This is a genomic window from Psychrobacter sp. UBA3483 (assembly GCF_002377905.1).
Classification (GTDB): domain Bacteria; phylum Pseudomonadota; class Gammaproteobacteria; order Pseudomonadales; family Moraxellaceae; genus Psychrobacter.
The window spans coordinates 1-20,565 of record NZ_DFQS01000045.1; the positions used below are offsets into that span (position 1 = coordinate 1).

Sequence of the window (20,565 nt, forward strand, 5' to 3'; positions counted from 1 at the left end):
CTAAATTAGTTGACCACTACAGTAACACTATCAGGCAGACTTTGTAGGCCATTGTGATAGAGTCCAAGACTTTTTAATTGATGTAGATTGCCTATCGAGCTTGGCAGGGTTTTGAGATCAGAAGCACGTATCTCTAGTTTTTTAAGGTTTGTTAATTTTCCGATACTATCAGGCAAAGCCTTCAACGCTTCATTGGCATACAGCTCAATAATTGTGAGTTTGCTTAGATTGCCAATAGCATCTGGTAACTCATGAACTTTCGATCCTTTCATATCAAAATGGGTAAGTGATGATAGATTACCGAGCTCATCAGGAAACCTCTCTAAGCTTTTTGAAAAAATCTTAAGCGATTTAAGATTCTTTAGTTTACACAGCACCTTTGGGAATTCAGTGAAAGCGCAGTTCATATAAACCAGTGTCTCTAAGCTATCTAATTGAGCAATCTCTTCTGGTAGTTCATTAAAACCTCTTAGCCTAAGGTACTTTAGATTTTTTAAATGGCCGATAGCGCTAGGTAATGGCTCAGTAGACTCACTTTCGCTTTGTAATACTGACTTATTATCAATATAACTATAACTCGTTGATTTTCCATACCCCAAATCCAGTCGCTCTAACTGACGTAATGCGTCAGATTCACGAGGGATAGTGCTGTCAGAACTGCCTGCTATATTATGGTTGTCCATCCAGTCCCATATCTCTGTCATCCAGTCTTCAACGCCCGTATCTTGCTTGCTATTAGTGTTGTCATCTTGGTTGGTTTTACCGCTATATGCTGTCATAAGGTTACCTTTTAATGCCTGTTAAATAATGATGGTTAAATGAGGTGAGTGCATTCAAATTTTTATCCGGTCTTATTGTTATGTGTCAAACTTAAGAGTCGTTAGGCACAGTAATAAGACCAAGGTAAGCCATATTTTTAACAAAGCTTGGACTATCAGTGACTGAGACTGATAAAGGTTTATGAAGCGGTTTTATGGGTTTGCTTAAAGAAGCGGAATAGCAGAAAGCGCTCATAAGACTCAGTCGCTGAGTATGAGAAGAATATTTTAGAGGTATGAATTTTGGAATCAATTGACTAGAAGTAGTCATAAAGAAATCTCCTGTTGCTCTGTCTGTGTCAAATTGAAACGACACAGTCACCTTACAGAGCGAAAAGGAGGTGTGCGTTTTACCAGTCTTTGTTTTTCATCGCGCTGGAAGTAGCCGTAAACCCACGATGTTTTTTTATCATAACAAGCTGTTTAGCATTTGTCAAAAGTGACATTGAGCTATGCTGAAGGAATCTTGGAGAATAACTTGGTAAACTAACGACTCTATAAGGAGTTTATCATGACTAAGAAAACCAGAGTCTATAGTACAGCTTTCAAAGCTGAAGCTGTTAAATAAATAGAAAGCAACAACAGCAATGTTTCACTGACTGCAAGGCAGCTAGACATATCGAGTTTTCGACGGTACTGGTGCGGTTCAGTTATAAGTGGTTCCATTATGGAAGTCTGTTTTAAGTGGTCTATTAACAGGTTTAAAGCGTAAAATGACTGGTTCTGTTGAGATATAGATCGCCAAGACAGGTGTGGCTTGATTTTTATCGTCAGGCTGCGTAATCAAAATCTCCCAAGTTTAGTTATACGGATTTGACAGCAGGGGTCATAGAGAGTGGGATGAATTTCATGATTGTTAATACATTTACGATTGAACCTGTCCAAAACTTAATTACTGCATCTACTGCAGCACTAGGTTGTGGACTACTCATTGGTCTAGAAAGAGAGCGTAGCAAACAACGTGAAAATCAACACAGCTTTGCAGGTATTAGATCTTTTGCAATTTGCTCTCTATTAGGGGTAATTTGTTTCTCTTTCGGTTCTCTTATGGGACTCATAGGGGCATTGATAGTAGGTGGTATCAGTATCATCTCTACTCATAAACAAATTGAAGATCCAGGTGTAACCACTGAACTTGCTTTTATACTCACCTATTTTATAGGCGGACTATGTTTATGGCATATTCCTTATGCAGCGGCACTTACCGTCGTCCTTACCTTCCTTCTAATGACAAAGCATTCAATGCATGGAGTAGCGGTTAAATGGATTACTGAGCGTGAATTCAAAGATGGTATCTTTTTACTGGCTTTACTTTTAATTGCACTTCCTTTAACCCCCAATAGGGATCTTTGGGGTTCAGTACTAAATCCTTATATTATTTTAAAATTATTGATATTGATTTTAGCCATTCAAGCACTAGCACATATGGCAAAGAGGCTTTTACCATCACGCCACGCCATGTTTTTATCTGCTTTAGCATCAGGATTTATATCCAGTACAGCCACGATTGCAAGCCTTGGAATAGAAGTTCGTCAGGGTCGTGCAGATGCAAAAGAAAATGCTGGAGCTGCGCTTATATCATGTGTCGCAACAGTGGTACAGCTTCTTATTATTGTTGCAGGTGTAAGTTTTAGCTGGCTTAAAATTTTATTATTCCCCTCTATTATTGCCATGATAGTTTTAATTATTCCTGGGATATGGTTGATGAGAAAAGCTCGATCCGAAGAGAAAGCTAAGTTAACTGATACACCCATGTTTAGTTTAAAAGAGGCAGGTATCATTGTAGTCACACTTACTATTATTCAAGTACTTGTTTATGGTTTAAGTTTATGGCTGGGTGACGCCGGTCTTATTGCAGGAACCGTACTGAGTTCTATGTTTGAGGTGCATGCAGCAATGGCTGCCGTAGTCATGCAAGGGAACCCAACTAACCCTATTTTATTGCTCGCCTTATTATTAGGTTTAGCGACACATGCAATTTCTAAATCAATTAATGCGGCAATTACGGGTGGTTTTCAATACGCACTTGCTTTTGTTCCAATCCAAATTATTCACATGACTGTTTTAATTATCTTGATATATACTATGACGAATAATTAAAAAATTTCTCTACTTCATTGGTGTAATGGACATTTTTCATGCTGATACAGGGTCTAATGTGTAGTGGCATAATAAAATTGGACAGCTTATAAGGGGTTATACTAACTCAAAGAGCATATGTAGAGGCACACTAAAGTTAGACTGAATTTAAGAGAAAATATATTGCATACGAAAAAGCCAGGCAACCCAAGCTGCCTGGCTTTAAAATTTATAATAACTTATCTACTATTATGTTCCCGCCATACAGCATGCTCACATACCTCACAGCACCAACTGTCTTTTGCTCGCATATAAGGGATGTCTGCTGGTATCTGTAAAGGGCAAACATAGCCGCAGTACTCACAAAGCACATCATCTAAATAAGCAAAACACTCATTGATTGTTTCGAATAGTACCTGTGCGCCAATCTCATACTTCTCGCAAAGCACCTTTACGTGTTTAATAAAGTGTAAAAATAATTAATAACTATTCATGAATAGAAAAACACACTTATTGTGGACATGCGACTTTTTTATCTGATTTATTAATACAAACCGTTTGCTGATTGATAGTTGCAACTTCTGCTACACCATCCCAAAATATAAAATAATTGGCAGCCATAAAGTTAGAACTATAACGTTCGACATTACTATCAGCATATTTAAAAGGAATGATGGTTTTATTCGTGCCATTGATGAAGCCCCATTTATTACCTTTTAGGACGCCAGCGACGCCTTCTTTAAATGGACGTATTTCATCATAAACAAAGGGTATAGCGACTTTACCTGTCTTAGTGATATAGCCCCATTTCCCACCTTTCTCCATACCGGCCAGTCCTTCAGAGAAACCATATGCACCCCCAAAGTTACCATCTATGCCATCATACTGCGGAGCAATAATTTCTTTACCCTCTTTATCGATAAAACCCCATTTACCTGCTTTTGACATCACAGGTGCTGCGCCTTCGCTAAAGGATTCAATAGAACTGTATTTATTACTAAAAGGCATAATGACCTTATTAGAGGTATCGATAATACCTAATTTCCCGCCTTTGGCAACTATAATACGGCCTTGCGATGGCGATTCAGCCCATGTCTCATCGTATTTATCATCAGGATCTTGCATGCTGTCGTAAATGGCTGGTACTACGAGCTTTCCTTGGGTATTCATGTAGCCGACTTTATCATTCTTTAAGACCGCAAAGATGCCATCATTAACATGCCATTGATCGATAGCGTCATAGCCTTTCAGACTCACTACCACTTTGCCCTGTTTGTTTAATAAAGCTTGTGGCTTATAGTTATTATCATTTGCAACAAAATAATTATCATCTGAAGTACAGGAAACTTCTTTATAATTAGATTTTGGTGGCTTGCATTCGCCTTCATAGGCTTGAGCAGGTAGGGCATATGCAGTAAGGCTGAGTGCAGCAATTAGGGGAAGTAAACGGCTAGGGGATGAAGTCATAATTTGTATTCCTTGTTATTGAATGAAGGTGTTTATTTGAACTCAATTTATATTTGAGATTATATCGATTAATTTAACGTTAGAATATCGATCCGACGAACGGTAATCTCTAGTGCAGCCCTTAAGATAAGAGACTTCACAGGTATAAAGTAAGATATAAAACCTTTTTTATTTTTACTATCTTGTCACTTTAACTTTGAGAAATGACGTTATGGGTGTAGACCGCTTTCATGTCTGACTATGGATCTATCAGAGCAAATCAGAATAATTTGCATAGTTTTTTCGCTTAAGCTCTTTACCATTTTTATCAATAGTAATCGCCGTAATTTGACCGTTCTCACCGTCTTTGTAGACAACCGTATTACCATTTTCAAAATAACCACCGATGACATCGGGTGAATCCCCACCTGGATCAAGAAAAGCATGATCGTATTGTGGTTCTATAACGACTTTACCTGAAGTATCAACGAAGCCCCACTTAGCGTTTTCATAGTCGCCTTTAGCGACAGCAGCTCTCCCTTCAGAGAAGTTCATTGCTTGGTCCCAAATAGGGGCAATTACTTCTTTACCTTTGGTATTAATGAAACCTTGTTTCTCTGAGTCTGCCGGTGTGAAACTCGCTAAACCCTCTTTGAACTCCCCTAAGTGGTTGTATTTAAAGTCAAGTACTGTTTTACCAGTATGATCAATCACACCGTATTTATAGTCTTTTGATACCGTTGCTAGAGCGTTAGAAAAATCTGAGGCACTTTCATATTTAAAAGGAATAACTGTATTGCCTTTTTTATCCATATATCCCCATTGGTCTTTATTTAGAATAGCGACTAAGCCTTCATTGAAATCTCTTGCATCTAGCATCCAGCCATAATCTACTTCGATATTTACTGGGATCACAAGCTCGCCTGAGCTGTTAACGTATCCAATGTAATAACCGCCGTCAGAATCAGACTTTAGATTCTTTTTGAGTAGATAAGCCATACCATCATGGAACGCGCCACAGAAATCATACTCTGCTTTTATGACAATCTTTCCTTCACTATTTTTGAAGCCGCATAGTTCCGAGTATTCACCATCAGACACAGTATATTGAACTAGCTTAGAATGAGTCTCTACAGTTGGTAATATTTCTGGTTCTGGCGCTACTTCTGTATTTGGATTTGTATTTAATTCTGTCTCAATTTTTTTTGATTCGACGCTGATATCATCGGTAGTATTTACGGTATCTGGGACGGACTCATTTTTACTACAGCCACTCAGGGCAAGACTTGTTATCACTGAAAAAACCATCATTTTTACTCGTAACATCCTAATTGTACTTTTTATACTCTTATATTACTTGTTAAAGACTTAGCACTAATTTGACGTCAAGTTTTAGTAGTAAGTGTCTTTTTGAATTTAATAGTGCTGCTGAATCACTAATTAAATAGAGAAACCATTTTGATACATGATACATATTCACTTTAATAAAATGGTTATATTCTAGCAACAATTTATTTGATTTCATATACAAACATTAGTTTAATTCAAAGTAAGTTTTATACAGAAATACCTGCTATTTTATTTAGATGTAAGAGACCAATAGTGAGAATTAGTTTTAAGGATATATGTCATCAAACTAAGTGTTATTTATAAGTATAAGAAACCAAAATTAGATGACACTCGTTTTCGCGAAAAATGATCAGGAGTGTCTGTAATTCATTTAGATAAAAAATATAACCTAGAAAATAATTTTATAGGTAATCCGTTATACTGGCCTTTATGATAAACATATAGGCTTACCATCATGACTGCCTCTTTTAATAACTGTCTTGTCAAAGAAACTATATCTACCGCACAAGCCTGTGCGATTACCTTTCAAGGTAATGCCAGCAATAATCTGCAACAGGACGCTTTTTTCTTTTTAGATAATTGGTATCAAGAAGACTTAGGGGTGATGGCAGTGACACCAGTAGCATTACCTTTTTGCTTAGCAGTATCTGACGGGGTTGCAAGTTCCAACCATTCACAGCACTGCTCAAAAGCTGTGGTAAAAGCGATTAGTCGATTGTGGAGTGAGCAGAAGAGCATCTGCTCAGACAGTATTCATCAGCTGATTAATCAAACCAAGCACTCATCCAAGCGTCATGGTGCAGCGGCAACCCTCGCGATGGTAATGAGAGAATTAGATAGTGAAGGGTTAGTAAAAGCAACGATTACCCATGTAGGGGATAGTCGTGTTTATTGGCTGCCCAAAGGCGCGGCACAATGGCGGTGTCTAACTCGAGATCATAATCTATTAAATGAGCTTATCGACCAGCAGGCGCAAGAGCAAGGTCGCCAAGCAGAGTTTGCGGACTATAACCGAGAAGGAATGGCGGGGAGCTTATACAGCATGACTGAATGCTTTACCTTAACCACTGATGAAAGTTATATGAGCAGTGAAGCACCAGAGAGCATCTCTCGAAAGGTTGAGGTTAGTAGGGGCGATTGTCTCTTGGTTTGTACAGATGGTATTCATGACTTAGTGCCGAGCAATAAGTGGCAAACTGTCAGTGCGGAAACGGATTTACAGGAATGGCTAATCACTCTTAAAAATCAAGTCTATGATTCAGATGGCAATGCTTATGATAATGGCACAGCTCTTTTGCTTCGTTTTGATTGAGTGTCTATTCTAATAATGAAATTCGTTTTAAATAATAGAGTAACAAATATGCCTACACATGCTATCGCTAGCTATAACAAGTCAGAACGTCTATTTATACTCTATCAACGTTTGCCACGTGATAAAGCCAAAGCCATCTCATTAACTGAGCTTATGAGTAGTTATGGAGATGATTCTAAAGATTTTGCTAATGAGCGTAAGAACTTAGAGAATGATCTGATTGCTTTAAATCAAATTTTTAATGATATTTTTTATAGTGACGCCTTGATTAGAGTACCAGCGTGGGGGCAAAACATCAGCGGACAAACAGCAAGGTTCTATATTGAGCCGAGCTTTAGCATTGATATTATGAATGAGCAAATGATGTTCTTTTGGGAGATGCTAGATAAATATACTGCAAACTATTTGCCAGCCTCTTTTAAGCAAAGTATTACAGATAAGCTTAATCAATTACGTCGGCAAGATAAGACCAGTTTCAGTCAAAGTGAGCTAGGGCAATGGCAGGATTATCTCATTACCTTACCTAATATCGTCCAAGCCCCTACAATTGATAATGAGGTGATTACGAGCATTCACCAAGCTCTGTTAAGTGAATTACAACTTAAAATAAGCTATCAGAACAAATGGGAAGAAAAACCAATCCAAAGAGTGGTTTATCCTAAAGGGCTTATCTTTATTGACAATATGATTTATTTAACAGGCTTTAATCCTACTGATGATCATATCGATGATGAGGTGCTGCTAGAAGCGCATCGCAACTTTGCAGTCAATCGTATTACTGAGGCAGTAGTCATAGATAAGCCAATACCTGACTGGGTAGAGCGACACACTTTTTCATTAGAGCATTTGTATAAACTGGGTAAGCTAGAGCCGACTGACGACACCCAAATCAAAATGGTTCTAAAGGTACAAAGATATGCGTGTCAGCATTTATACGAGCGTCCATTATCGATAGATCAAAAGATTACGGTTATTGATGACACTTGGAATCAAGTCAGTGCCACTGTTGCTAATACGCTTCGTCTGCAAGATTGGCTGGTGAGTATGTCGCAGCTGGCAATGATAGTAGAACCAAATGAGCTGAAAGCAGTTATTCATGAGCGCCTACAGAGTGCATTAGCGCTTTATAAAAACTAATTACATAGGAGTAGCATTATGAATAAAACTTTATTCAACGATTTTATCCAAGCTCAAAATACTATTTATCCAATGGTTATTAAAGAGTTGACCGAAGGACAGAAGCGTACGCATTGGATGTGGTTTATCTTTCCACAGGTGAAAGGCTTAGGGCGCAGTACAATGGCTCGGCGCTTTGCAATAGAGAGTCTAGAGCAAGCAAAAGAGTATTTGCAGTATGACGTGCTTGGAGCACGGTTAATAGAGTGCACTGAATTATTATTGTTGCATCCTGATAAAAGCGCTTTAGAAATTTTTGGATCAATCGATACGCTGAAATTACACTCTTCGTTTACGTTGTTTACTTTGGCATCCCCTAATAAAAAATGTGTTTTTAACGAGCTTTTGGATCAGTATTTTGAAGGCAGTTACGATATAAACACTATCAGAATACTAAAGCAACTGAGTGGTCAATAATAGCGCCAAACAGGATTGAATGAGATTTCAAAAAGGGGTGGTGTATCAAAAAGTATGCTGATTAGTTTTTGAACAATTTTTGAAGCCTTGAAAGCCCTATAGAATCAGAAAACTTAGTATAGATTTCTCATTGACTTTTATCGCCAGCATACTTTTTAGAACACCACCCAAAAAGGATGTATGAGCATGAGTGTAGTTCAAACCTTAATAAAAGAATGATGCTAGATGATGAATGCCTTTGAGACTGTGCAAGCGCTTTATAGTCGTTAACTCTCGTCAAAACTTGATACTTTTGACGACCTTAAAAAACCGTTACTTATCAGTGAGTATAACTATGAAATACCATATGGATGACTCGTATATAGATGACAAACCTAGTGCATTCCTATATCAACGAATTATGGATTGTTACCCTAAGTCTGCTATTGGTTGTTTTATCATCAGTGATACTTGGGATGAGGAGGCACTACTAGAGCTAAAAGAGAAATCAGAGGCTTGGTTTTTAGTGGGATTGCAAACAGACAATAGTGAACTCGAGCGCTTAGATATTATAGAGGGCATTATTAGGTGTCAGCCTGATGAAGTAAAAGATGTTACCAAGCTACTTGATGTAAACGCTGCAAGTACCATCATCGGTATAGATGTTGTAGATATCAAAAGTTTGTTTGAGTGTGGCAATTTATTCCAGTTTATTCAAGTAAGCGCGACAGGTGATTCCGAATCAGATTTAATAAAAGTAACCGTTCATAATCTTGTAAGTCAGCTTGCAAAAGCCCGTAATACCAAAGGGTTGTTTATTGGGATGGAGAGCGTTCAAAGTTTACCACTAGAAGCTTTTGCATATATATCGGAAGCTGTTGAAGAGTTATTATCTAATAATGATGCGTATATCTATTACCACTCAGGTATGACTGATGAGCCTAACTCTTTTCGGTTAAGAGTAATGTATGCTGAAGCGTAAATAGAAGTTTAAAATAGGAGGATTAAATTTATTATATTTTGATATCTTTCGACAAATGATAAGAATTCTAGTTATATATAATAGCTAACAACAACTAAAATCAAATAGGTATAAATTCATGGTAGAAGAAAGCAGCGTTAATGAAGGTTACAATATTTTAAAGATTTCAAGCTTTCTATCTGAAAAAGAATATTCAAATAAACAGCTAGTTATACCTATCTATCAGCGACCTTATCGTTGGACAGAAAACAACATTATCGACTTGCTAACAGACTTGTACTACCAGTGTAAAAGGCTTGATTATAACTTAAGTGATGTTTATAACCCAGATAATGCGTACCGCTTAGGTACTGTGGTTTTACATCAAGAAGCAGGTCAGACTGAGGTTGCTTTAGTTGATGGCCAGCAGCGTACTTTGACACTGCTGCTGCTTATAAAGGCTGCTGCGGATTCCAAAAAATTTAAAGAGCAGTTTAATGGCTTTACTCCAGTAGAGATAAACCTTCCTGATTGTAGTGAAACTCAAAAAAACTTAAGTAAGAATCTTGCGTTTATAGAACGTCATGTCAGGAGCCCAGAGTTTACGCCAGAGGTATTAGACTTTTTACTGAATCATTGCGAAGTGGTTCAAGTAACCTTGCATGATCTATCTGAAGCTTTCCAGTTTTTCGACTCACAAAATTCACGTGGTCTTGATTTAAGCCCTCATGATTTGCTAAAAGCATTTCATTTACGCGAGTTTGCTACGTCAGAGGATAGTTTAAAAGAATCCGTTGTGAATGAGTGGGAGCAAAAAAACACAAAGGATCTGAAATTGTTGTTCTCCAATTATCTATACCCTATTCGTCAGTGGAGTCTTGGCAAGCCTAATCTATACTTTTCAAAATCTGATATTCATGTATTTAAAGGGATTAATTTGAATAGTGAGTACTATCCACACTCATATCCTTTTCAACAAGGGCTAAAAGTTATCCATAATACAGTTGATAATTATAACCAGCACGCGCATCGTAATTTTGATCAGCAAATAATGGAATACCCGTTTCAGATTAACCAAACATTAATTAATGGAAGGCGCTTTTTTGATTGGGTTGCCTACTATCAAACGCTTTTAAGTCCGCTACTAAATAAGGCTATTGAAGAAAAAGATGATAATTGGCTAAAAGATGTTTTATACCAGCAAGAAAAATTACAAAAATCCAAGCATGGCAAAGTGTCTAGACCCACTGCTTTAACTATTATGCAGACTATAGATAATAGAAAAGAAGGTTACGAATATAGCCACTGGTGGCGCCAAGGTGACAGATACGTTCGACGCATGTTTAACGCCCTTGTTCTCTGTTATTACGACCGCTTTGGTGAGCAAGATTTAGCACGAGCAATTGAGTACATATTTATTTGGGCTTATTCATTGCGCCTACAGAATGCAAGTGTTTACTTGGAGAGTATAGAAAAACACATTAGGCATGATAATTTATTTATGCGTTTGCAGCAATCACTGTCCCCCGTTGATTTTTTAAATAAACCACTGCAGCAGCTTAATCAAAAAAATTTAAAAATAAGAAATTTAGAGACAGTAGCAGGTATCAAAACTATTTTTGAGGAGCTTGGCTACTATATATCAAAGCAAGTAACGGAGATTACCAATGTCTAATAACACTCAAAAAATTCTTGATTTTCAGCAACTACTTGGTCAAGATCATTATAAGATACCAGTGTATCAACGTAACTACGACTGGGGTGAGCCTCAAATACAGCAACTTATCAATGATATTCAAGATTTTGCAGAAAAAGAAAGTAAAAAAAGTTACTACTATATTGGTAGTTTAGTAGTACATGAGAAAACAAACTACTTTGAAATTCTGGATGGTCAGCAACGTTTTACCACATTAAGTTTATTAGCGTGTTATTTGAATTATCGTATACCTGAGAGTTTTAAATGGTATGAGAAGGTAAATCTCGGCTTTGAAAGCCGAAGCAAATCAGAATTTACAATCGATAAATTGTTTGACGTTTTTTGTTCAAGTGCAACATCTAAATACGATTCGCCGGGCAAGCTGTCTGAGTTAATAAGCACAGTCAGCACAAATAAGACTAATGCTTCAATATTAGAGGGTTTTAAGGCTATAGATCGGGTGATCACTAGAAGCTTCGCTGATAAGGAAGCTGATTCGCTAAATGAATTTGCTACTTACTTACTGAATAAAGTGAAAATACTGCGCGTCTGTGTACCTAAAAATACTGATGTCACGCACTATTTTGAGGTGATGAACAATAGAGGTGAGCAGCTAGAGAAGCATGAAGTGGTCAAAGCAAGCTTGCTATCGGCCGTCAAAGAAGATACGCAAGCTACTGCTGTTATTCATAAGGTATGGCTTGCCTGTGCAGACATGAGCCGTTATGTGCAGTTAGGTTTCACGGTAGATGAGCGTAAAGCTATATTTAGTGAAGATTCTACAGGTTTTTTAGTGGAAAGATTTGGGGATTTGACTAATAAGGTTACCGTGCAAAGCAGTAGTTCAAGCTCAAAAAATGCTCCATTCTCTCTTGAGAGTGCACTCGAAGCTGGTAAAGAATTACGAGAAAAAGAAAGTGATAAAAATACGAGTAGTGAGGATGATGGTGATGAAGGTAAAGAGGAGCGATTTACCAGCGTTATCGATTTTCCTAACTTTCTTATGCAAGTATTGCGTATTTATATAAAGTTACAGTCTGGTAAGGACCTTCCTATTTTAGATGATAAAGATTTAATTAATGCATTCGAAAAATTTATAGGAAAAGACATTAAGAAGGTAGAGGGCTTTGTTTTTTCATTGCTAAAATTACGTTATTTGTTTGATCAATATATTGTTAAGCGTGAGCGCGCAAGTGGCAAAGAAGATTGGTCATTAAAACGGTATAAATTCGATAAAAATGGCTCAAGCTATGTGAATAGCTTTGGTAAAGAGGAGGGAGATAAATCTGATGAGAACTGGTCTTGTGCGATGTTACTTTCTGCCTTTCATGTGTCTTACCCGACTAACTCTCGCAAAAACTGGTTATCTGCAGTGTTATATTGGTTAAACCAAAATAAGCATACAAACTCTTTTACCGCAGAAAATTATTTAAAATTTCTAGAGAGTCTAGGTAGAGGCTTTATGGTTAATCGTTATTTGACTGTGAAGCCTCAAGAATATACCGATTTTATGTATATCGCTGATCAAAGTCATAAAGTAAAGCTTGAAGACTTTAATAAACTCTTAAGATACGGCCAAGTAAGAGTATTTGTGTTTAATTACCTAGATTATTTATTATGGAAAAACACTGAGTTACGTCAAGAAATAAAGTCTAAATTTAGGTTTAGTTTTAAAAGTTCTGTTGAGCACTTTTCACCTCAGACTTCTAGAGTTAATGAGATGTTATCTGAAAATGACTTACATGGGTTTGGTAACTTATGTTTAATGAGTGCTAGTGAAAACTCGTCTTTAAGTAATGATATTCCTAAGCAAAAGGCTGAGATATTAGAGAGTCAGCGCAACAAGATGGCTCCCTTAAGCTTGAAATTAGAGTTGATGATAGCAACACTAGAAAACAAGTCATGGAACGATGAAGCCATAAAAGCACATAAAAATAAAGTATTTGAGATTTTGAAAGAGGATGTAGAACTAGCACTATGAGTTCTGAAGTTGACCCTATCTAATGGAAAGGTAACAAGACCCGTAGGTATGTCTGTAGTGATACACTAAATTTTTATAGTATTTAAAAATTATTAACCACAAAAAAGCCAGGCAACCCAAGCTGTCTGGCTCTAAAATCTTGAAAGACTTATCTATGATTAGGTTCCCGCCACACAGCATGCTCACATACCTCACAGCACCAACTCTCTTTTGAGCGCATATACGGAATGTCTGCTGGTATCTGCAGAGGGCACACATAACCACAGTATTCGCATCGCACATCATCTAAATAAGCAAAACACTCACCGATTGTCTCAAACAGTACTCGAGTGCTTATTCTATACTTCTCACAGATGGTTTCTACATGCACGATATAATCACTTGCGTTATCATATGACCAGTAATCCTCACAGATTTTTAGATCGCGTGCGTTCTGCGTCATATTCGGCTGAAGTTTTAAACTCATCATATTCTCCTTAGTAGCCGACATAGTCAGAGTGCGGTAATAGCTCATAAAGCTCGCTCTGAAGCTGACAACGCATATCCTCAATCACATAGTCAAGACTGGCATCCAAACGCTTCTGTACCCATACCCGCATCGCCATATCGTTATCAAAGCAGCGCTTCACTCCCAAGAAGCGAGCGAGGTTATGACCCGATGAAATATACAACTCACGCATCAATGCATTAGCAATCTCATTCGCATCTTCACTGATTGCACCGTCAGGCTTAAACTCAGCAAACAGCTCTTTATAATTGATGATTGTCATTGTGACGTCTCCTTGTTTGTTTGTGCATTAGAGCTATTCGATGCGCTTGTCAGTTTCTCCTTACTCGCTAGTAGCAAGTTATCCATCGCTGAGCCATCTTGACGGGTAATATCAGGTACGTAGCGGCTATACACCCGAAACAGCATCTCCGTACTACTGTGACCCATCTGCCGTGCAATCCATTCAGGATTCTCACCAGCAGCGAGCCAAAGCGTCGCTGCGGTATGCCGAGTCTGATAAGCACGTCTATGTTTAAGACCGAGTAGGGCAAGCGTAGGCTTCCACACCCGCCGGTTCACATTGCGATATTCCATTGGATTACCTTGTGAATTGCAAAACACAAACTCTGACTTACCAAAGGTGCGTGCCTTTTGCTCTAGTAGGGCGTCATAGACCAACTGCGACATCGCAATATCACGTTGTGAGCCCAACGTCTTAGTCGGACCCATCTCACCATTTACTAATGCTGCGCGAATACTTATCTCACGCCGATCAAAGTTAATGCAGTCCCACTTAAGCCCATCGATCTCACTGGTACGCATCCCGGTAAAAAAGCGAACGGTGTAGTAGGGCTTATAGTCCGCGCGGACATGCTTTAAAATTAGCCATACCTCATCTAATGTAAAAGGACTGACATCAGGACGAGCTTGCTTAAGATTCTTAATATTTTTATAAGGCATCTCAAACTCATGGCGATCTGACGCTTCTTCTAGTATCATACGAAGAAGTATCATGATCTGGTTGATCCGTGCTACTGACAGACTTGACTGACCATCTTTACCGTAACGAACTTTGGCGAGGGAGCTACGGAAGGTCAGCAAGTCTGGTTTTTTTATGGCATGTACTGCTTTACCACCAAACTCAGGCAACAAGTACTTATCTAAAATAATCTGCGTCTTTTGCCGATAGCTCGGCCGCCATTCAATTTTCTTCTCCTCATACCAAATCTCTGAAAACTGCCTAAAGGTTGGATTACGACTGATACAAGCTTCCGCTCTATCAGCCAGTGCCGTCATCTCTTTTAAACGCGTACTCTTCGGAAAGTAGGCGCCATAGTCAAAGATGCCTAGGGTTATTTCTGCTTCCATTTTTTTTGCTACTAAAGCCAGCTTTTTAACGTTTGCTGGAGTATCAGGGAAGTTAGTTGTCTCACGGCAACGAATATTCATATATGTGAAATCTATGAATAGTTTGCCACGCCTTGCTCTTACTGATGCCATTGTTAATTTCCTTGTTTAAATAAAACTTACTGTAAAGCCATACCATTGATGGCACTCATAACCGGCTTGCACATATCTTCTTCAATACGCTCCCAGACATATAAAATCTTACGACCGCCAAAAGGACGGATGTAGTGAATGTTTTCAATCAAAACAGTGTCTTTCATTTGATTGCGGATAGTACGTGCGTCGTACTTGATACGTTCAGCTAATTCTTGAGTAGTAAGATAAGTCTGTGACATAATAGTTCTCCATGTGAAATAAATTTACTATTAGTGGGTTATTAGTTATCACTAATGAGTACATATTATCTGTATATATTATCACTTGCAAGCACTTTTTTATCACTTTAGGGATTTTATGTATGATTAAGCTCAATTTACCTGTTTTATTTGCACAAAGAGGCATCCGTGTAGCGGATGCTGACAGGATGTCTAAACTAGGAAGATCTACTTTATATAGGATGTACAATAATGAAGTCACGAGAATAGACTTTGATTCATTAAATGAGCTTTGTAAGCTTTTAGATTGCACACCTGGAGATATTATCCTCTATGAAGAAGATGAGGTTTGTGAGGAAGTAGGTTCAGAAGAAAGTTAGAATGCTTACTAAGATTGTTGTTCGAAGTGTCTTGAAAATTATTAAACTTAGCGCCGATACATATTTTACTCGGTCTAATTACTTTTAAATATTAGGTTGTAGTCATCACCGTTTAAGCGACAATTAATTTTGAATGTTATAAATCTGAAATGGATTTCGGAAAATTTAGGCCTCTAAAAAACACGTTTTTTACTGAATTGAGGTTGGGTTCAAAAATTAGCATAGTGCCAAATTCACTAGGTTAGGTGTCATGATGGTTTTTGAACCAAAAATAGCTAGGTTGTAGTCAGATACGTATATGGAGTTTTAGGGCAGGGCACGATTTGGGCACCAAATGGGCACCGCACCGAAAACGAGCTTTATGATTGAGTAGCTAAACTTAACTGAAACAGAAAAGATATTGCGAAATATCTTCTACAAGCCTTAAAAATCGGACAAAAAAAAGCCTCACTGTTAAGTGAGGCTTTTTAAGTATTTGGAGCGGGAAAAGAGATTCGAACTCTCGACCCCAACCTTGGCAAGGTTATGCTCTACCACTGAGCTATTCCCGCTAATTATCAATTAACTATCGTCAGTTGATGAAGGCGTATTATACGCAGTTTTATTTATCTGTCAACACCTATCACGAAAAAAAGTAAAAGTTAGCAAAACAGGCATGTCATCCAGCCATAATTTTATGTTATAACAGTTTATTATAATATGTATTCCAAAAGCTTTGTATGGAAGCAATGAGCTGGTGTGCATTTTATAAAAAACGTCATTCTTATTGATAGTCATCAATACTTATAATCTTAAGCATTAAGGATAAAAAATGAGTCAACAATATACCATCGCTGATTATTTATTCGATCGTATCGCTGAAGCGGGTGCGACTGAAATCTTTGGCGTGCCCGGTGATTTTAATTTAACGTTTTTAGATAATATTATTGCGTCTGATAAATTACGCTGGGTCGGCAATACCAATGAGCTAAATGCAGGCTATGCAGCCGACGGCTATGCCCGTGAGCGTGGCTTTGCTGCTATGGTGACGACCTTTGGTGTGGGGGAGCTGTCGGCGATTAATGCCACCGCAGGCTCTTTTGCCGAGTATGCACCCGTGCTACATGTGGTCGGTGCACCCAGTACCGCGCTGCAAGATTCGAAACGCCGGATTCACCACACCTTGGGTGATGGCGTTTTTAATCATTTTATTAAAATGGTTGAACCCGTCACTGTCGCGCGCGCTCATATCACGCCTGATAACGCGGCCTCTGAGATTGATCGCGTCATCCGCCTGATTTTGAAAAAGCATCGTCCCGGTTATTTGTTGTTATCACCCGATGTGGCAAAAACACCGATTTATCCGCCAACGACTAAGCTTGATGACAGCCAAGAAGATATCACTAGCCAAGCGGCATTGGCAGACTTCAAGCAAGCATTGATAGATTTTTTACCTAATAAAACCACCACACTGATGGCAGATTTGATGGTGCATCGTTTAGGATTACAAAATCAGCTCAAAGCATTGATCGCTGACACCGACATTCCTTATACGACGTTATCATGGGGCAAAACCTTGCTTGATGAAAACAGTGAGCGTTGGGCAGGTACTTATGCAGGCGTGGCATCGCGGCCTGTGGTTAAAGACGCAGTAGAAAATTGCGAATGCTTAATTAAAATCGGCGTGCAATATACCGATACGACGACGGCGGGCTTTAGCCAAGATATCGATGAAAAAGTCGTGGTTGATTTGCATTATGAGCGTGCGTCTATCAGCGGTCAGAACTTTGCGCCGATTGCGCTCAAAGATGCGCTGCAAACCCTACATGAGGTAATGACTTCAGGCATCAATATCGTACCTAAGCAATTTTGCAAAGAGATGAAGCCCCATAAACAAAATGGCAAAGATGATGAGCCGATTCGCCAAGATGACTTATGGCATATCATTGCCGATGCGCTCGATGACAAAAACCTTGTGTTTTCTGACCAAGGCACGGCGTATTTTGGTATCAGTGATGTGCGTCTGCCAGAGGGCGTGACGTCTTATGGGCAACCAATGTGGGGTTCTATCGGTTATACCTTGCCAGCGAGTTTGGGTGGTGCTATTGCGTCACCGCATAAGCGTAGTATCTTACTGATTGGTGATGGTTCGGCTTTATTAACCATTCAAGAATTAGCGGTAATGATTAAAGAGCGCATCAATCCGGTTATTGTCCTGATTAATAATGACGGCTATACCGTTGAGCGAGCGATTCATGGTGAAAATCAGCGCTATAATGATATTCCTAAGTGCGACTGGCAAATGATGCCAAAAGCCTTTGGCGCGACAGACGAGAACAGCTTAATCCTTAAAGCAGAAACCGCTGGCGAACTAAAAGCAGCGCTCGAAAAAGCCGCTGCCACCAAAGATAAGCTAGTGATGTTAGAAGTGATGACAGATAAGCATGATATCCCACCATTATTGGCTGATATCAGCGCTGCCCTTAAACCAAAATAGCCTAAGCATAAAATTGCATTGCCATAGATTTATATCTTTTATTTGTGGAAGAGAATAATTAAGCGTTTATAAAACAAAAAAGCCCTATTTGGCATCATGCTAAGTAGGGCTTTTTTGATGGTTAAAAGGTAGGCTATTTATCTGACTTTTAATATTCTCAGACGAAGGTTTATAGCGACGCTAAAAGCCTTTATGATTGAACGATATAAATGGGTAGTCATTGATAGTTTTTATATGAATTGCAGGCTTGCGACGCTTAACACAAACTACTGTTAGGATTCTATGTTATACAATAGAGTGGGCTTTTATAAAGTGGGTTTTTAAAATTAGACAGTTAAGAAAATTAGATTAATGCTATTTAACGTAGGGCGTTTTAACGTGCAATTTTTCGGAACCAATGCGCTAGAAAAGGCTAAAGCCACCACTCACATAATAATGATTAAAAATAGGGCTTAAAAAAGATGGATACCTTAAATATCCTGTATCTCGTAGGAGCAGTTTTAATTTTTGCCAGTATCATGGCAAGTACGTTGTCGGCGCGTTTGGGCGTTCCGTTATTATTGTTATTTTTAGTGGTCGGGATGCTTGCCGGTGAAGAAGGTATCTTGGGTATTGAGTTCTCTCAATATGGTCTTGCTAACTTTGTCGGGCAGGCGGCGCTGGCTTGTATTTTGTTAGATGGTGGACTGCGCACCTCCTTTAAATCTTTTCGAGTTGGACTAAGACCCGCCATCACACTTGCCACGTGGGGAGTGCTGGCAACGGTCATGATACTGGGCGTCTTTGTCACGTGGCTACTCGATGTCGATTGGCGCTTTGGGCTATTGATGGCGGCTATTGTCGGTTCGACCGATGCGGCAGCGGTATTTTCATTGCTGCGTAATGGCGGGGTGAAACTTAACGATCGCGTACAAGCGACGTTGGAGCTCGAATCTGGTGCCAACGATCCACTAGCCATTTTATTAGTCACAGGATTGATTGCGCTAAATGTCGACCCTGAGGGACAAACGGTACTGGGCTTTATAGGCTTGCTATTACAGCAGCTGAGCTTTGGCCTCGGTATGGGTTTATTATTCGGTTACTTATTGGCAAGGCTATTACCGAAGGTGCGTCTAGCAGAAGGCATGTATGCCATCTTGATATTGTCGGCGGGCTTGGCCGTCTTTGCGGCGACCAATTTAATCGGCGGTAGTGGGTTTTTGGCGGTTTATCTGGCTGGCGTGCTGATAGGCAACCATAAAGTGCGCTCAACCGAGCACGTGATGCGCGTAATGGACAGCTTTGCTTGGTTATCGCAAGCGGTCTTATTTGTGGTGCTGGGTCTATTGGTGACACCATCGAACGTCATTAACGTTTGGTATTATTCAGTCGCGATTGCCGCCTTTATGATTTTGATTGCTCGTCCTATTGCCGTTTACAGTAGCGTGAAGCCCTTTAAGTTTAAAGACCGAGAAATCGGTTTTATTTCTTGGGTTGGTTTGCGCGGTGCCGTACCGATTACCCTTGCTATTTTACCAGTGATGGCGGGTATTGATGGCGCCTTTATGCTGTTTGATATTGCCTTTGGCGTGGTGGTTTTATCCTTGATTTTGCAAGGTACGACCATTCCCTTTATGGCGGATTTGTTTAAAGTACGTATCCCGAATAATAAAGACCCCGAAGAGAAGCATGAGGTTTGGGTATCGGACAAAGCGAGCATTACCTTATATCAGTTCCAAGTAAAGTCGGGGGCGTTTGCGATTGGTCGCCATCCGATGGGCATCTCTAACCGCGTTAATCCTGATGAAATCAGTGTGTTTGCCTTGGTGCGCGGGCAGCAGATTGTGATTGTCGACGAAGAGACTAAGCTGAAATTTGGTGATAGCGTGTGGTATGCGATGCGCGGTAATCATGCTAGCCAAATTGCGCGGATTTTTAATGACACCACCTTAGACCGTAAAGCCATCGATGATTTTTATGGCGACTGGCTATTATCGCCGAGTGTCAAATTGGGCGACTTGCCATTTTTTACCGGTGTTATGACCTCTGAGTCTTTGGTCGATAAGCTTAAGTCCAAACCAGAAGATAATGAAAAAAGCATGTGGGAGCAAACGGTTGCTGAATATGTCAAAGGTAGCCTAGATATGGCGCCAGTATCGGGTGATACGGTGGCGATTAATGATGAGTGGTCGCTGGTCATCAAAGAAGTTGATGATAAAGGCAAGCTTAGAACGATTGGTTTAAAACGTGAAGAGCTACCGAAAGCAGGGTAGCTGTTTATCGTTATTGCAAATAAATGCTTTG

Annotated in this window: 16 protein-coding genes and 1 tRNA gene; 10 read left to right on the forward strand and 7 right to left on the reverse strand. The window is 39.2% G+C overall.

Annotated elements, in window-relative coordinates; genetic code table 11:
• Nucleotides 1–5: 5 nt before the first annotated feature.
• A complete protein-coding gene (locus B2866_RS08360) occupies nt 6–779 on the reverse strand; it encodes a leucine-rich repeat domain-containing protein (protein WP_296192722.1) in 774 nt (257 codons plus the stop codon).
• An 879-nt stretch (nt 780–1,658) separates the two neighbouring features.
• On the opposite strand from B2866_RS08360, the gene B2866_RS08370 reads away from it, so the two are divergent.
• Nucleotides 1,659–2,918: an MgtC/SapB family protein gene (locus B2866_RS08370; RefSeq protein ID WP_414706784.1), complete on the forward strand. Its 1,260-nt coding sequence runs from the start codon at nt 1,659–1,661 to the stop codon at nt 2,916–2,918.
• Between the two features lie 489 nt (nt 2,919–3,407).
• Here B2866_RS08370 and B2866_RS08375 read toward each other — a convergent pair whose 3' ends face one another.
• Nucleotides 3,408–4,364, reverse strand: a complete 957-nt coding sequence (locus B2866_RS08375) for a WG repeat-containing protein (RefSeq protein ID WP_133104077.1) — start codon at nt 4,362–4,364, stop codon at nt 3,408–3,410.
• A 249-nt stretch (nt 4,365–4,613) separates the two neighbouring features.
• Entirely contained in the window at nt 4,614–5,669 is a 1,056-nt protein-coding gene (locus tag B2866_RS08380; protein ID WP_296192731.1) for a WG repeat-containing protein, read from the reverse strand.
• 478 nt (nt 5,670–6,147) lie between these two features.
• Between B2866_RS08380 and B2866_RS08385 the strand changes: the two genes are divergently transcribed.
• From B2866_RS08385 to B2866_RS08410, 6 genes are all read left to right on the forward strand, one after another.
• Nucleotides 6,148–7,005, forward strand: coding sequence for a PP2C family protein-serine/threonine phosphatase (locus B2866_RS08385; protein WP_296192733.1), 858 nt, complete (start codon nt 6,148–6,150; stop codon nt 7,003–7,005).
• A 48-nt stretch (nt 7,006–7,053) separates the two neighbouring features.
• The gene (locus B2866_RS08390; RefSeq protein ID WP_296192735.1) at nt 7,054–8,142 is read left to right on the forward strand and encodes a helix-turn-helix transcriptional regulator; all 1,089 of its coding nucleotides are present in this window, start codon (nt 7,054–7,056) and stop codon (nt 8,140–8,142) included.
• 18 nt (nt 8,143–8,160) lie between these two features.
• Nucleotides 8,161–8,598, forward strand: coding sequence for a DUF1810 domain-containing protein (locus B2866_RS08395; protein WP_192992427.1), 438 nt, complete (start codon nt 8,161–8,163; stop codon nt 8,596–8,598).
• A 334-nt stretch (nt 8,599–8,932) separates the two neighbouring features.
• Nucleotides 8,933–9,559 carry a hypothetical protein gene (locus B2866_RS08400; protein ID WP_296192739.1) on the forward strand — a complete coding sequence of 209 codons (627 nt, stop codon included), beginning with the start codon at nt 8,933–8,935 and terminating at the stop codon, nt 9,557–9,559.
• 118 nt (nt 9,560–9,677) lie between these two features.
• Nucleotides 9,678–11,213: a DUF262 domain-containing protein gene (locus B2866_RS08405; protein ID WP_192992426.1), complete on the forward strand. Its 1,536-nt coding sequence runs from the start codon at nt 9,678–9,680 to the stop codon at nt 11,211–11,213.
• A complete protein-coding gene (locus B2866_RS08410) occupies nt 11,206–13,215 on the forward strand; it encodes a DUF262 domain-containing protein (RefSeq protein WP_296192742.1) in 2,010 nt (669 codons plus the stop codon). Before B2866_RS08405 ends, B2866_RS08410 begins: the two co-directional genes overlap by 8 nt.
• A gap of 476 nt (nt 13,216–13,691) precedes the next feature.
• Here B2866_RS08410 and B2866_RS08415 read toward each other — a convergent pair whose 3' ends face one another.
• From B2866_RS08415 to B2866_RS08425, 3 genes are read right to left on the reverse strand one after another with little or no spacing between them, the layout of a single operon-like run.
• Entirely contained in the window at nt 13,692–13,985 is a 294-nt protein-coding gene (locus B2866_RS08415) for a hypothetical protein (RefSeq protein WP_296192744.1), read from the reverse strand.
• The gene (locus tag B2866_RS08420; RefSeq protein WP_296192747.1) at nt 13,982–15,205 is read right to left on the reverse strand and encodes a site-specific integrase; all 1,224 of its coding nucleotides are present in this window, start codon (nt 15,203–15,205) and stop codon (nt 13,982–13,984) included. Before B2866_RS08420 ends, B2866_RS08415 begins: the two co-directional genes overlap by 4 nt.
• A 26-nt stretch (nt 15,206–15,231) precedes the next feature.
• Nucleotides 15,232–15,447 (reverse strand): hypothetical protein, encoded by a 216-nt coding sequence (locus tag B2866_RS08425; RefSeq protein ID WP_149492551.1) that lies wholly within the window; start codon nt 15,445–15,447, stop codon nt 15,232–15,234.
• Between the two features lie 122 nt (nt 15,448–15,569).
• Here B2866_RS08425 and B2866_RS08430 point away from each other — a divergent pair, with 122 nt between their 5' ends.
• Nucleotides 15,570–15,806 (forward strand): helix-turn-helix domain-containing protein, encoded by a 237-nt coding sequence (locus B2866_RS08430; protein WP_296192759.1) that lies wholly within the window; start codon nt 15,570–15,572, stop codon nt 15,804–15,806.
• 476 nt (nt 15,807–16,282) lie between these two features.
• Here B2866_RS08430 and B2866_RS08435 read toward each other — a convergent pair.
• A tRNA-Gly gene (locus B2866_RS08435) sits at nt 16,283–16,357 on the reverse strand.
• Nucleotides 16,358–16,617: 260 nt separating this feature from the next.
• Between B2866_RS08435 and B2866_RS08440 the strand changes: the two genes are divergently transcribed.
• Nucleotides 16,618–18,282, forward strand: a complete 1,665-nt coding sequence (locus B2866_RS08440; protein WP_296192761.1) for an alpha-keto acid decarboxylase family protein — start codon at nt 16,618–16,620, stop codon at nt 18,280–18,282.
• A 461-nt stretch (nt 18,283–18,743) separates the two neighbouring features.
• Nucleotides 18,744–20,534 carry a potassium/proton antiporter gene (locus B2866_RS08445; protein ID WP_296192763.1) on the forward strand — a complete coding sequence of 597 codons (1,791 nt, stop codon included), beginning with the start codon at nt 18,744–18,746 and terminating at the stop codon, nt 20,532–20,534.
• The last annotated feature ends 31 nt before the right edge of the window (nt 20,535–20,565 follow it).